The organism is Idiomarina rhizosphaerae (genome assembly GCF_024159085.1).
Taxonomy (GTDB): domain Bacteria; phylum Pseudomonadota; class Gammaproteobacteria; order Enterobacterales; family Alteromonadaceae; genus Idiomarina; species Idiomarina rhizosphaerae.
The window spans coordinates 274459-288902 of sequence record NZ_JAMZDE010000006.1 but is presented as its reverse complement, the minus strand read 5'-3'; the positions used below and the strand labels follow the sequence as shown (position 1 = coordinate 288902).

At 47.2% G+C, this 14444-nt stretch carries 12 protein-coding genes; 5 read left to right on the top strand and 7 right to left on the bottom strand.

The genetic code is table 11. The annotated features are described in order from the left end of the window. The first annotated feature begins 73 nt into the window (after nt 1–73). Both NJR55_RS07045 and NJR55_RS07040 read left to right on the top strand, forming a co-directional pair. Complete coding sequence (locus NJR55_RS07045) at nt 74–1627, top strand: methyl-accepting chemotaxis protein (protein WP_253619083.1); 1554 nt, start codon at nt 74–76, stop codon at nt 1625–1627. Between the two features lie 123 nt (nt 1628–1750). After that, nucleotides 1751–2320, top strand: coding sequence for a gamma-glutamylcyclotransferase (locus NJR55_RS07040; protein ID WP_253619081.1), 570 nt, complete (start codon nt 1751–1753; stop codon nt 2318–2320). Here NJR55_RS07040 and NJR55_RS07035 read toward each other — a convergent pair. Then, on the bottom strand, nt 2313–4574 hold the full coding sequence (locus NJR55_RS07035; RefSeq protein WP_253619079.1) for an EAL domain-containing protein: 2262 nt from the start codon (nt 4572–4574) through the stop codon (nt 2313–2315). The two genes, NJR55_RS07040 and NJR55_RS07035, sit on opposite strands and share 8 nt — an antisense overlap. Then, the gene (locus tag NJR55_RS07030) at nt 4574–6262 is read right to left on the bottom strand and encodes an EAL domain-containing protein (RefSeq protein WP_253619077.1); all 1689 of its coding nucleotides are present in this window, start codon (nt 6260–6262) and stop codon (nt 4574–4576) included. The genes NJR55_RS07035 and NJR55_RS07030 overlap by 1 nt, the downstream gene beginning before the upstream one ends. Before the next feature lie 111 nt (nt 6263–6373). Between NJR55_RS07030 and NJR55_RS07025 the strand changes: the two genes are divergently transcribed. Beyond that, nucleotides 6374–7408, top strand: coding sequence for an AI-2E family transporter (locus tag NJR55_RS07025; RefSeq protein ID WP_253619075.1), 1035 nt, complete (start codon nt 6374–6376; stop codon nt 7406–7408). Nucleotides 7409–7429: 21 nt separating this feature from the next. Here NJR55_RS07025 and cfa read toward each other — a convergent pair whose 3' ends face one another. From cfa to NJR55_RS07010, 3 genes are all read right to left on the bottom strand, one after another. Then, entirely contained in the window at nt 7430–8545 is a 1116-nt protein-coding gene (gene cfa / locus NJR55_RS07020) for a cyclopropane fatty acyl phospholipid synthase (protein ID WP_253619073.1), read from the bottom strand. A 75-nt stretch (nt 8546–8620) separates the two neighbouring features. Next, the gene (locus NJR55_RS07015) at nt 8621–9802 is read right to left on the bottom strand and encodes an ammonium transporter (RefSeq protein WP_253619071.1); all 1182 of its coding nucleotides are present in this window, start codon (nt 9800–9802) and stop codon (nt 8621–8623) included. 10 nt (nt 9803–9812) lie between these two features. Then, the gene (locus NJR55_RS07010; protein WP_011235392.1) at nt 9813–10151 is read right to left on the bottom strand and encodes a P-II family nitrogen regulator; all 339 of its coding nucleotides are present in this window, start codon (nt 10149–10151) and stop codon (nt 9813–9815) included. Between the two features lie 221 nt (nt 10152–10372). Here NJR55_RS07010 and NJR55_RS07005 point away from each other — a divergent pair, with 221 nt between their 5' ends. Both NJR55_RS07005 and glpQ read left to right on the top strand, forming a co-directional pair. Then, entirely contained in the window at nt 10373–11425 is a 1053-nt protein-coding gene (locus tag NJR55_RS07005; RefSeq protein WP_253619069.1) for a cysteine synthase A, read from the top strand. Continuing rightward, complete coding sequence (glpQ, locus tag NJR55_RS07000; RefSeq protein WP_253619067.1) at nt 11418–12437, top strand: glycerophosphodiester phosphodiesterase; 1020 nt, start codon at nt 11418–11420, stop codon at nt 12435–12437. Before NJR55_RS07005 ends, glpQ begins: the two co-directional genes overlap by 8 nt. On the opposite strand, the gene NJR55_RS06995 is transcribed toward glpQ, so the two are convergent. Both NJR55_RS06995 and NJR55_RS06990 read right to left on the bottom strand, forming a co-directional pair. Further along, nucleotides 12412–12879, bottom strand: coding sequence for a GNAT family N-acetyltransferase (locus NJR55_RS06995; RefSeq protein ID WP_253619065.1), 468 nt, complete (start codon nt 12877–12879; stop codon nt 12412–12414). The two genes, glpQ and NJR55_RS06995, sit on opposite strands and share 26 nt — an antisense overlap. Next, complete coding sequence (locus NJR55_RS06990; protein ID WP_253619063.1) at nt 12869–14329, bottom strand: RimK family protein; 1461 nt, start codon at nt 14327–14329, stop codon at nt 12869–12871. The genes NJR55_RS06995 and NJR55_RS06990 overlap by 11 nt, the downstream gene beginning before the upstream one ends. Nucleotides 14330–14444: the final 115 nt, after the last annotated feature.

Here is a 14444-nt window from a genome sequence, read left to right as displayed (position 1 = left end):
TAAAGTTTCATAGAAACTGTTCGATAATTATACATGGTACGTTGCGTTTTTTACGCCTTATGGAAGCAAATAAATGTCCACAGTTGATGTGAAACCTCCTTTGTTAATAACGGCTTTGGCGATAGCCGCCGGTGTTCTTGTCCTTTCTTTTGTGCCCTGGCTGTGGCTGCAGTTATGTCTGCAAAGCCTATTATTCATTGGCTTGAGCTGGTTTTATGCCCGCTATTTTAACTCTGCTGGAATGGTGGGTGATGAAGAGCCCCTTGAGGGTGACGGCACGGATCAGTTGGCCGAAAACTCAGGTAAAAATGCGATAGCGACCGCGGAGCTTAGTTTTGCGATAAGCCGGTTTAAAACCGTTTTAGCGGATATTGTCGAGCGCCTGAAAGAGAGTGTTGATAACTCGTCAAGGGTTAGTGAGCGGGCGAAGGAAATAGAAAGCTTTTCATCGGAAGTGGCTGTTGCGGCAGAGCAAACCAAGCAGATAAGCCACGAAGGCCGCGAAAGAATAAAGCAGCTCACTCAAAAAATAGCTCTGGTAGTGGCGGACAGCCGCGAAAGTGCTGAAGCGGTCAGAGGACTGCAGGCTAAAGCCGATGATATTCGTAAAGTGACTCAGGTTATTGACAGCATCGCTGAACAAACCAACTTGCTGGCGCTGAATGCATCAATAGAGTCGGCGCGCGCCGGTGAACATGGTCGTGGCTTTGCGGTCGTAGCCGATGAAGTCAGAACGCTTGCCGGGCGAACTTCGGATGCAACCGTAGAAGTGAGTAATTTGGTAGAAGCGATTCATAATGAAACCACGGTTGCGGTCAATAATATTGAGCAGCTGTCAAAGCACATTGAACAGCAGTCGGAAACAACCGAGGGCATTGTTGAACAGTTGGCCAGTATTGTAGAACAAGCTGAAACGGTGGAGCAGCAATTGCAGAAAATTACCGGGTTAATGGGTGAGAACGCAGAAGATCTCTCCCGCAACGGCGAGCTTCTGCATTCTGTAAACTCAGACTTATCTGAACAGTACCAGCAACTGGATGACGTAAGTGGGCAGGCCGAGCAACTGGAATTGCAGTCGGAGCAATTATTCGCACACCTGGTTGAAAATGATGCCGACGCTGAACATAGAATGATTTACCAGGCCGCAACCGACGCCGCTGAACAAATTGGGCAACGTTTAGAGCAGGCTATTGAGCAAGGCGAGCTGACGTCAGAACAACTGTTTTCGCGAGATTACCAAGCGGTTCCAGGAACCGAGCCGGTAAAATACAAGACACCTTACACGGAGTTTTTCGAGAGTATATTGCCTGCTATTCAGGAGCCAACTCTGAAGCGGCATGAACACATTATTTACGCTATTGCCACTGATCCGAAAGGCTATGTGGCGCGGCACAACGATGCGTTTAATAAACCGTTAACAGGTGACCCGAAGAAAGACCTGGTCGGCAACCGTTCGCGTCGGCTATTTAATGACAAAACCGGGGCACGTTGCGGAGCTCACACGCAAACGTTATTGTTACAGACCTATAAGCGCGATACCGGCGAGGTTATGCACGACTTATCGGTACCCGTTTATGTAAATGGAAAACATTGGGGCGGCTTCCGTATCGGCTATAAGCCGCTGTAGCCTGACATTCATGTCAGGTGAGCGCATGTAGGCTGACATTTATGTCAGGTGAAATATCTATCCTGACGTAAACGTCAGGCTACGCCCCCTTTAGATAGTCAGGCGACATTGAGGCAGAGCAGTATGTCACACGATACCATTGCAATGAATAAAGAGCGGCAGGACTTAAGTGGGCTGGAGGCCGTCTGGTTGTTTGGTTATGGCTCACTGATTTATAAAGTCGACTTTCCGTATCTGGAACGGGCGGCTGCCTCAATACAAGGATGGTCACGACGTTTCTGGCAAGGGTCGCACGACCATCGGGGTACACCCGAAGCTCCGGGCAGGGTACTGACTTTAACAGAAACTCCGGGTGAAGAGTGCACGGGAATGGCCTACAAAGTCTCACCCGATGTGTTCGGGCATTTAGATCATCGTGAGAAAAACGGCTATTTAAGGTTCACCACGCCTATGAGCTTTCGTGACGGCAGCCAACAAGAAGGCCTTGTTTATATTGCAACAAAAGACAACGAAGCGTTTCTTGGCGAGGCTCCGGCGTCGGAAATTGCCAGACATATCGCTCGTTCGTCCGGTCCCAGCGGACCCAATGCCGAATACCTGGTCAAGTTACAGCTGGCGCTACAGCAACTGGGCGTCAACGACCCTCATATTACTCAGGTTTATGAGGCCTTAATGGCAGACCGGGCTAGTTAGTGTCCTGAGTAAATACGGTGTCGGCGGTTTGCGGTAACTTGTAAAGCTCACCCTGCCAGTATTGGCAGCCAAATTCGGCGAGTATACCTAACTGGGCCTGGTTTTCTACGCCAACCGCTTGTACTTCCAGTCCCAGCTCAGAAGTCATGCGAATAACCGCACGCACCAAATTGCGTGAGCGCTCGTTAGTATCAAGATCGCGAATAAACTCTCTTTCTATTTTAATTTTACTCACCGGCATGGTTTTCAAATGCAGCATACTGGCAATACCTTTACCGAAGCGGTCAATCACCAGAGTTATACCGAGTTGATGCAACTGTTCAATAATTTCCAGAGTGTGCGGCAGCGGTTCGTTTAAACTACTTTCGCTTAAATCAAACTCAAGTTCTTTAGCCAGTTTGGGATTGTGCTGAATGAACCGGCTCACCGTCTGATAAAGCTGCTGTGAAATTTGCTCTGTTGCCAGATTAATGGCAATTTTTCCGGGAACAATGTCTTGCTGCTGCCATTGATCAACTTGCGCTATAACGTGTTCGACTACCCAGACTCCAAGAGTGTCCAGCATGCCATTGGCATCAAATTGCGGCAGGAACTGGTCGGGTTTCAATGTACCAAGATCGGGGTGCTCCCAGCGCAGCAGAGCCTCAACGCCGACCATCTGCTGTTGCATGTTAAGCACGGGTTGATACACCAGCTGCATTTGCTCGGTTTGCAACACACTGCGGACGTCTTCTTCTAATTGAATTTCATCGTAAGAGCGAGTTTCCAGTTCCTGTTTAAAGTAAGTGTTGCTTTCATTATGTTCGTCTTTAGCTGAGTTCATGGCTAAATTGGCCTGAGCCAGAAGCTTTTCGGCATCGTAACCGTCAAGTGGGTAGACACTGGCGCCAATACTGGCAGCCAGTTGCACTTGTCGCTCGCTGCCGGACAATAAGAATGGAGGCTCGTACGCGGCCTGAATTTGCAAAATGATGTTCTGAATATCAATGTATTCAACAATATGGTTCAAAACGACAGCAAATTCATCACCGCCCAGGTTATAAAGCTTGGTGCCAAAAGGAATTGCATCCTTTAGTCTCTGTGACAGGCGCTGTAAAATTTTATCGCCAATATGGTGACCATACCGGTCATTCACCTGATGAAAATGATCAACGTTCATTACGATTACGGCGGCCAGCCGATCGCTGGGTAACTCATCCAACAATCGGGCTAAGTCTAAAGAAAGTGAGTTGCGATTAGGTAAGCCGGTTAACTCATTAAAAAAGGCCAGTTTTTGCAATTGCCGCTGCTGCAACTTCATTCGGGTGACATCGCTTAAAGTGGCAATGTAAGCCGCTTGTCCAGGAAAACCATTGGCACTTTCTCTGACGGTTAAAATGGCTGAGTAACGTTGTTTTTCAGCATTACGTCCAACAATCAGAATACTCTGTTCACAAGGGAAGTGCCCGTCAACATTATCAATGTCGGTTGCCGCCAGTAATTCCTCAAGCTTTGAATTAAGACAAATAGCCTCACTTAAGCCTGAAATTTCAGTAAAAGGTGAATCAACAGCGATGACCCGGCGCTGGTTATCAAGTAGTGCTATTCCGGATAATACCCCGTGCTCTGAGAGTTTGCCGGTATTGATATTGGCATTATCAATGTAGTCGGCAGAGATATTTGTCCAGGAACCCTGAAAGCGAAGAGGACGCTTACCGCTGCGGCGTAGTTCGTCCCGCACCCAGACGAAATGCCCTTGTTTATGCCGAAATCGGTATTCATAAACAAACTGATCTTCTTCAAGTCCCCGTAAAGCGGTCTTTTTAGCGACCTGTACGTCATTAGAATGAATGTTACTTAACCACCAGCCTGGCGCCATGACCTCTTCTGGTGAGTAACCCATAATACGCTCGCAGTTAGGGCTAACCCAATCCACACGAAAACCCGATTCCAGTGCTCTAAGCTCATAATGGACTGTCGGACTGTTGCTAAGGTAATTGTGTAGTAATTCCCGTGATTTTTTGAGTCTTAAGACCCAGATACGAGTATAAAAAAACAAGAAAATGACGGATAACGCAACGAACCCCCACGGCTCCCACTGCATAAGCCCGTATTTTGTTTTCGCCTCTAGCGGTAGTTGTGGAATTAACGCTTTCGAGCCTAGTTCCCAGGCAATTGCGGCAGCAATATAGATAAGCACCAGAATAACTTCCGGGCGTTTGAAAAAGGGTTTACGCCATTTTCTGTGTATTATTAATTTTCTTTCGTCTTTCATTATCGTATCCGTGCCCAGGGTATTTCTGATTTCTTCAATGACTTACTAAGAATAGAACCTTGTAATTCCTCACATCCTGTTTGTTTTAACAGTAGCAGCTTAGCGCGGTCATTGATGCCCGTAGCTATGGTTGTTAAACCACGGGCTCTGGCCATTTTGACCATAGACGCCAGCTCTCGTTTTTGATCGCTGTGGGAAGTGGCTTTTTGCACTAGTTCCTCAGACAGCTTTACTGCATCTACAGGCAGAACAAACAGCGACTGTATTGTGGAGCGGCCTTCCCCAAAATGCGAGGCGATGACGTTGCAGCCAATGCTACGTAGACGTTCCAGATAGCGCTTCGATTTGTCGGAAAGTGACATTAAGGCTCGCTCACTGACCTCTATATTAATATTCTGTGCCGGAAATTTGGTTTCCTGCAACTCGTGCGCTAATACATTGAGCACAAGTGGGTCGACAACGTCATTAATGGTGACGTTAATGGCGACGCGCACAGTGACTTTTTGTTTTTGCCATACCCGCAAGTCTTTAAAGGTGCGTTGAATAATCCATGACGTAAATTGCTGTGTTAAAGAAGCCTCTTCTATCATTGGTTTAAATTCTTCCAAACTCATACTGCCGCGCTTGGGATGCACCCATTTGGCTGAAACTTCCAGTACGGAGAAATAGCCGGAATTGGTATTGAGGCGAGGCTGGTAGTAAAGCTGAATATCGTTATTCTTCATTGCCTCGCTAAACTGACGCGAAAAAGTGACCTCTTCAATTTGGTCAATGGCCTCACTTTGCTCCAGAAACGAAAACTGCTGTTTCTTTTGAAAAGCGTTAAAGGCATGTGACTGAGCTTCGTCGAAAACTTTCTGGTGGTCTTCTTTAAGCTGTTCCTTTTTCACCCGAAGCACGCCGGCGGTACTGTCCATTTGATAAGAAACGCCGTCAATGACTATGGGTTTTTCCAAAAAGTTTTCTATTTTTTGTTTTAGTTCTTTTGAGTCTTCTTCAGCTTCAGAGCGAACCCCAACCAGCTCATTTCTTGAAGTCTGACCAACCTGAACCTGGTCTCCAAGGAGTTTTTTCAGTTGAACAGCCATTTGCTTAACCAGTTCGTTGGCTTTTTCGGTTCCGACTTGCTGTTGAATTTTATCCATATTCTGCAAGCGGAAGTTGAAAATATCGACCAGGTCATCGGGTGAGCTGCCTTTTCTATGGCCGATGGTTTCTAACTGTTTTAGAAGGGCGTTGATATTGGGAAGATCCGTTCCCTGATATTTGAATTTGGCAGTTTGTTCGGCGCCGCTCAATTCTTTTATGACTTTGGCAATCATCCCCGCCATAGTGGCCACAAGAGTATAAGCGACCATGCGAAGCACCCAGCCGCCAGCAATTTCGTTGCTGCTTATCAGCGACTCGGAGAAAGAAAATGGGCTGAGTAATACGCCACACATGAAACCGGCCAAGGCACCAATGCGTGATCCCAGCAGTAAACCGGCAAAAATTAAGGGAAAGTAAAGTAGGTGCTCGTAAAGGCTCGGGAGGCCGCCAGTTATTTCAATGACTCTGATAATAGCCGCTATAAGTATCGCCAACACAAAGCCAATGAACACCTGTTTTTCGGCGTTCATTTCCGTAAAGTTGACTACACTTTCTTTAAGCCAGCTAGTAAAGCTGTTTGGATCTTCTGATTTAGGCATTTATTCTTATCAGTTGTGATAAATTAGGCAGTTAGCTATCTTGAGGTTGTTATCAATATTAACTTCTGTCAAGTCTTTAAGCCGAGAATCATTAACATCAAGGAACGAGCTATGCGGGAATCTTTAGAACGGCGGTCATTTTTACTGACATTGGTTTTAGTCAGTATCGCCTTCGCCTGGGTGCTTATACCGTTTTGGGGCGCTATTTTTTGGGCTTGTGTGGTGGCTGTTATTTTTTACCCGCTACAACAAAAACTGAAAAATAAGTTTGGAGACAAACCAAACAGAGCGGCTCTTGTAACTTTGTTGATTGCATTGGTTATTGTGGTGATTCCGGCGCTGGGTATTTCGTACTCCTTCGTGCAGGAGGGCGTTAGCTTCTATCAGCGACTGGACGAAGGTAAGATTAATCCGGGTAAGCGCTTCGATGACATCCAAAATGCGTTCCCGGTAATTAATGATTTACTTGCGCAGTTTGATATTAAAGCCAGCGATGTGCGGGAGAAAATATCGTCAGGCGCAGCTACTGCTAGTAAATTCTTAGCTGAAGAGGCGTTAGCCTTTGGTCAAAATACCTTCTCTTTTCTTCTCAGCCTGGGTTTGATGATTTATTTAACCTTTTTTCTGCTAAGAGATGGACAGTATTTAATTGACCTTATGGTGAGGGCATTACCTTTGGGTGATGACCGGGAGCGTAAACTTTTTAGCAAGTTTGCGGGCGTTACGCGGGCAACGGTAAAAGGAAACATTGTCGTCGCCATAGTTCAGGGTGCTTTAGGTGGCATTATTCTCGCATTACTTGGTATTCCCGGAGCTTTACTCTGGGGTGTGGTTATGGCGTTTTTGTCACTGATACCGGCTGTGGGAGCTGCTTTTGTATGGGCACCAGTGGCTATCTATTTATACGCTACAGGAAGCTGGATACAGGCAACCATACTAGTGGCTTATGGCACCATAGTGATTGGTTTAGCCGATAACGTGTTGCGTCCAGTTTTGGTGGGACGTGATACCAAATTACCGGATTATCTGGTGCTGTTTTCCACCATAGGCGGTATGTCCTTATTTGGAATTACGGGTTTCGTTTTAGGGCCACTGATTGCAGCCCTGTTTTTGGTTTTCTGGAATATCTTTATGACAGAATTTTAGCGGTTAGGTTAATACGGCCTCTTAAAGTTGAGGCCGTAAATATCCTCCAACCCTGCCTTTGGGCGATAACACCCATTGCCACAATTGAATGTCACGCGCCCGGAACGCACCAGCACAGGACAGCAAATAGTATTTCCACATACGATAAAATTCGTCATCAAATTGTGACTTAATAGATGGCCAGGCCTTATCGAAGTTTTCAAACCAGGCCATTAAGGTTTTATCGTAATCGGCACCAAAGTTGTGCAGGTCTTCGCAGACAAACTTTTCTTCCAATGCTGTGCCAATTTGTGAAATAGACGGAATTTCGCCATTCGGGAAAATATACTTGCTGATCCACGGATCGGCTGCGGTATCACTGACGTTTTTACCAATAGTATGCAGCAGGAACAGGCCGTCTTCTTTGGTGCAGCGCAGAGCTACATCCATATAGTCGTCGTAGTTCTTCTGACCGACATGCTCGAACATCCCTAAACTAATAACGCGATCAAACTGTTCATCAAGCTCGCGGTAGTCCTGTAGCCGGAATTCTACTGGAAGGCCTTTGCAGCGTTCTTTGCCAAGGGCTACCTGCTCTTTAGAGATAGTGACCCCAACACATTCGACACCGTAATTTTCCGCGGCATACTGCATGAAGCTGCCCCAGCCACAACCAATATCAAGAACGCGCATACCAGGTTTCAATCCCAGTTTTTTACAGCACAGTTCAAGTTTGTGTCGTTGTGCTTCATCAACGTCCTTGGCTTTTTCCCAGTAACCACAGGTATACACCATACGTTCATCGAGCATCGACTGATAAAGGTCGTTGCCCATGTCGTAATGATGCTGACCAACCTCCCAGGCTTTGGATTTACTTTGTAAGTTGAAGACTCGGCTTTTTAAGGAATGGAAAATAAGGCGGGCGGGGTTAACTTCATCCTGAATGCCGGAGCGCAGTAGCTGGAAGAAAAACTGGTCAAGTGACTCGGCGTCCCACAAACGAGCCATATAGGATTCACCCAAGCCAAGGTTACCGCGCGACAGTGCCTGATCAAATACGGTTTCATCATGAACCTGCATATCCCAGGCTCTGTCACCGTTAATGCGAATATCTGCTTTCGCTAAAAGCTCTTCAACATACTCTCGTGATGTCGACATATTTGTTCGCCCATTCCGGAAAATGATGGTTAAAAACGTTATCAAGAATGGGCGAAACTGGCAATAAAGAGCCTTTTACCCGTCTTTTTTCGAGGTAAACTCAGGATAGGCTTCAACGCCGCAATCGACTTGATCTAAGCCGATATACTCCTGCTCTTTAGTCACACGAATGCCCAATACTAGCTTGAGTATAGCCCAGACAATAAGGCTACTGAAAAACACCCAGCAGAAAATGGTACCGACACCGGCTAACTGAATAACAAAGCTGGCACCGTCATCGCTGAGCGGCACCACAAGAGTGCCAAAAATACCGACCACACCGTGCACCGAAATAGCACCGACCGGATCATCGATATGAAGTTTATCCAGCCCAATAATGGAGAGCACGACAATAAGTCCCGCAATAAATCCGATAACGGCGGCAAGCCAGGGCTCTGGGGTAACAGGCTGTGCGGTAATGGCAACCAGGCCGGCTAAGGCACCGTTTAAAATCATGGTTAAGTCGGCTTTTTTCCAAAGCAGTTTAGTCAACAACAGAGTGGCGATAGTGCCGGCTGCGGCCGAGGTGTTCGTGTTTACCATGGCGCGGGCTATGGCATTGGCGTCGTCAACGGTGCTTAGCGCTAACTGTGAACCACCGTTAAAACCAAACCAGCCAAACCATAGAATAAAGGTACCCAGCGCTGCCAGCGGCATATTTGAGCCCGGTAAAGCGTTGATACTGCCGTCACTGAGGTATTTACCGGAGCGAGGGCCAAGTAAAAGAACCGCAGCAAGTGCCGCTGATGCACCGGTTAAATGCACAATGCTGGAGCCGGCAAAATCGACAAAGCCCCATTCTGTCAGCATTCCACCACCCCAGGTCCATAAGCCCTGTACCGGATAAATGACCGCACTAAGCACGACGCAGAACAGCAGAAAGCTCATTAGCTTCATACGCTCGGCAACGGCACCTGAGACTATCGACATAGCGGTGGCAACGAACACCATCTGGAAAAAGAAATTGGCGTCAGCCGCGTAAGCTGAGGTTGAAGGATCCGGGTACATGACTTTGTAGCCGATAACCAGGTAAACAATACAGGCGATGGCGTAGAGCACGATGTTTTTGGTCAGAATCTCGGTGGTGTTTTTGCTTCTGACCAGACCCGCCTCCAGCATGGAAAAACCAGCCGCCATCCACATAACCAGCGCCCCGGATATGAGTAAGTAAAAGGTGTCTACCGCGAAAGTGAGTTGTTGTAAGTTTTGTGCTTCCATGATGGGCTCCTTAAAGGGCGTCTTGGTCGGTTTCGCCGGTGCGTATGCGAACGCATTGCTCCAGCGGCATAACGAATATTTTTCCGTCGCCGATATTGCCGGTATGAGCAGCGGCAATGACGACTTCCAGAGCTCGTTCGACGGTTTCGTCGGGAACCGCCAGCTCAATTTTCATTTTGGGCAGGAAGTCGACTTGATATTCGGCGCCCCGGTACAGTTCGGTATGCCCTTTTTGACGTCCTACTCCCCGGACTTCGGTTACTGTCAGGCCTTTGCAGCCAATTTCAAACAGCGCTTGCTTCACATCCTCCAGCTTGAAGGGTTTGATTAACGCAACGAGCATTTTCATGGTGCTTTCCTTATTAAAATATTGTTAAGCAACCCTTTTACTTCATGAAGCGTGCCATAACTTAAATTCATGATATTTATAAATAAAAAATATTTTCTGGATTTTTCTGCACAAAAATTGTGCGCTCCTTCTGTGCATTGCACCAAAAGTGCTATTGAACCAAAAGGGTACAGGGGAGATACTATTTACCTACAGTAGCGAATGATTAAAGGTGCAGTGGCATGAGAGTTGGCGCGCGGCAGAGCGATCTTATCGGGCAGACGGATTTACTTCGTATACCGTCGCTGTCTGATTTAACCGGATGCGATATCTTTATTAAATGTGAGTTCCAGAATCCGGGCGGCTCCATTAAGGATCGCGCGGCTAAGCAACTGATTGATGACGCTATGGAACTCGGCGAATTAAAGCCGGGTATGACGGTGGTTGAAGGTACAGCCGGTAATACAGGTATTGGCCTGGCTGTTGTGGCAAAGTCTTACGGCTTGCGTATGTTAGCGGTCATGCCCAATGACCAGACACCGGAAAAGGAGCGTATGATCCGTTTACATGGCGGTGAGCTTATGTCCGTTGATCCGGTTCCTTTTAAAAATGAAAACCACTTTTATCATACGGCACGCCGTTTAGCGGAAGAACGCGATGACTGCTGGTGGGCCAACCAGTTTGAAAACACCAGTAACGCCCGGGCGCACTACCTTCACACCGGCCCGGAAATATGGGAACAAACCGAAGGGAAAATAGACGTTTTAGTGTCTGTGGCAGGCACTGGCGGCACTATAGGCGGTAACTCACGTTTCTTAAAAGAGCAGAACCCGGAGCTGGATGTTTGGGTAGTTGACCCGGATGGTTCCGGTATCTATGAGTTTTTACGCAGCGGCGAGTATGTGTCGAATGGCGGCTCTATGACGGAGGGCATTGGTATTATGCGGTTAGTGGATAATTTCCGCCAGGCACGTATTGATCACGCGGTTAATTTGCCCGATCAAGATTTAGTGACTTTGTCACGTTATATCAGAGACGAAGATGGTATTGTTCTGGGGAGTAGCTCGGCGCTGAATGTTGCTGGCGCACTGGCGGCAGCTTTACGAAAAGGGCCGGGACACCGCATTGTGACCTTCTCCTGTGATTTAGGTGAGCGCTCAGTAAGTAAACTGTATAACCCGGAATATTTGCGCGGACGCGGGTTAAACCCTGACCCGGAACCCATTGACGTATTAATGACACGTTATCGCGAGCTTGGCGATAAGGTACTAGAGGTTAACTGGAACAATGACTAAACGTATTTTTGGGTGTTTGTTTTTATTGGTAGCAGCAACCGCAGTTCAGGCGCAGGACGAGACGCCGGATGCACCGTTCCATGACCTTCAAGTTCCGCAGTTTCTGGACATTGCGCACCGCGGTGCTTCCGGTTATTTGCCGGAACACACTCAGGCCAGCACCGTTATGGCTCATGGGCTGGGAGCGGATTATATAGAGCAGGACGTGCAACTGAGCCGTGACAGCGTTCCGGTCGTTCTGCATGATGAAATTCTGGATCATGTAACCAATGTCTCCGAAGTATTCCCTGAAAAGCACCGACCCGATGGGAAATACTATGTGGTCGATTTTTCGCTGGAAGAGCTTAAACAGTTAACTATGGTCGCCCGGCATAAAGATTATGAGCTGGTTTACCCTAAGCGGTTTTCTCACCCCGAAGTTCAGTTTCCGATACAAACGCTGGATGAGGAAATCAAACTGATTCAGGAGCTGAATCGCGTTCGGGATATGTCGACAGGCATTTATGTCGAGATCAAATCTCCGCGCTGGTATCAGCAGCAAGGGTACGACGCGACGGCGGCAGTGATGTCTGTTTTAGCTCACAACGGATACCATGACAAACGGCCAACACCGGTTTATCTGCAGTCTTTTGACCCGGAAGTGTTACGTCGCTTAAAGCGTGAATTTAACTGGGACTTTCCGTTAATTCAGCTGGTGGGTGACAATGAGTGGGGAGAAACCGATATTGATTACAGCGCAATGCGCACGGGTGCCGGGCTGGAGTCAGTAAAAAGCTACGCTGAAGGTGTCGGCTTGTGGGTAAACCACGTATTGACCGGAGTTAATGAAAACGGTGAGCCGGAATGGGACAGTGTTTTAAAGTCAGCGGAAGAGAAAGGTCTGGATGTTCATGTTTATACCTTGCGGGCGGATGACTTACCCAAAGGCGTGGAGTCTCATGCGCAATTACGCCAGTGGTTAAAACAAGCTGGCGTAGAGGGCGTGTTTACTGACTTTCCGGACAAAAAGTAAAGCGCATTTTGAAACCGTCGCTGCCGTCATCGTAGTATTCCGGCAGAATATCGATGGTTTCGAAACCACAGCTTTGATACCAGTGAATAGCGGCCTTGTTGTCGCTTTTTACTTCCAGCGACATGGCAACAGCACCGCTGCTCTTCGCCGAATTCAGCACTTCATTCATAAGCAGATTACCTACCCCTAAACCGCGAAAGCTCTGAGCTACGGCTATTGAGTACAGGCGCCATACTTTGCTGTTACGCCGGGTAAAGGCAATAGCATACCCGGCTAAATCGTTACCTGAGCGCGCCACCCAGCAGTAATTGTGGTTGGACTCAATTACCCGCTTAAAACTGCGACGACTAATGCAACTGTAATTAAAAGTTGCACGTTCTAAAGAAACTAATTGTTCAAGGTCGTTCTTATCTGCCCGCTCAATGCGAAACTCAGTATTCATCCAGGCGTCGTCCAAAGTCAGCCATTATTAGCCGGTAAAGCTCATAACCTAAGTGTTTGTCTTCCACACCAGATTCAATTGACGGGTTGTCATTAATTTCGATAACAACCGGACCTTGCGCTGTTTGTTTAATATCCACACCGTACAGGCCGTCGCCAATTAAGCGAGTTGCCTGTAATGCCAGCCGCACCACATCTTTAGGAGCCTGATGCACGCCTAAAGTGGCAAAAGAACCGCTTTTACCACGCGAAGAGGACTCGCTGTGGTTATAAATTTGCCAATGATTACGCGCCATAAAGTACTGACAAGCGTAAATGGGGCGGTTATTCAGCACACCAATACGCCAGTCGTAGTCGGTTCTCATATACTCTTGTGCCAGCAATATAGTGGACTGCTTGAAAAGCTCCGTTGCCACTTGTTTAAACTGAGCTAAGTCTTCTGCTTTTTCTACGCCAATAGAAAATGAGCCGTCAGGAATTTTCAGCACAACCGGGTAACCCAAACGTTCGCCTATTGCTTCGTAGTCGATATCTGATTGGCTCAACAAGAGTTCTGTTTTTGGTGTCGCCACCTTATGTTTATCCAGTAACTCTTTTAAGAACACTTTATTGGCACATTTAACAATGGAGTCCGGGTGGTCAATCACTACCATACCGTTGGCTTCGGCTTTTTTCGCAAAGTGGTAGGTATAGTGGTTAATGCGGGTGGTTTCCCGTATAAAAAGCGCATCAAACTCCAGCAAACGGTTGAAGTCGTTTGCGGTAATCAGTTCAGCTTCGATATCGGCTTCTTTCGCGGCTTTAATAAACAATGACAATGCTTTTTTGTCACTGGTCGGAATGGCCTCGTCCGGGTTATACAGAATGGCTAAATCAAAACGGTATTCTTTGCGGGTGCGCGCTTTGCGCCATACACGTTTACTGAAATGATCCAGTGAGTTACCAAAAAAGCTTTGTTGCTCATCAGTTAACTGATTCAGTGCACCTGATGTCAGCTTGTTGATGTGCCAGCGGCCGTTAAATTCCAGCTCAACTTTTAGAATAGGGCACGGATAGCGCTCAAAAATTTGGCGCGCAAAAGACGCCAGCTCGGGCTGCTCGCATAAGCCAAAACAAATCAGTAACGACAGAGATTTTTCGTCACGATTTTGCAAATATTTAGTGAGTGATCGGTCGGCGGTATTAATCAGTAACTGATAATGAGAAAAGTTAGTCAGGTCATTAATGGTCGCTACCGATGGCATGACTCTTTGTCCGCGAGCCTCTGCCAGCAGACTGACGTAGTAGCCCGTTGACAGGTAAGATAAGTCGTTACACAAATTTAAGACGTGATAACGACTCTGCAAGTGTGCCGATTGTAAGTATTCACTTGCGGTGAGTAGGCTTTGACTAGGGTAATAAGGCTGCCAGTCGGCGGCGTTATCTATGATAAGGTGAACGTGTTGCTGCATGTCGTAAAGTACTCAGAAGTCGTTAAAAATTATGTAAGTTATTTGCTTATTATTTGCGTAATAAATGCAACTCACACTATATTAGAAAGATGACGGATAACAAGCAGATTTGCTA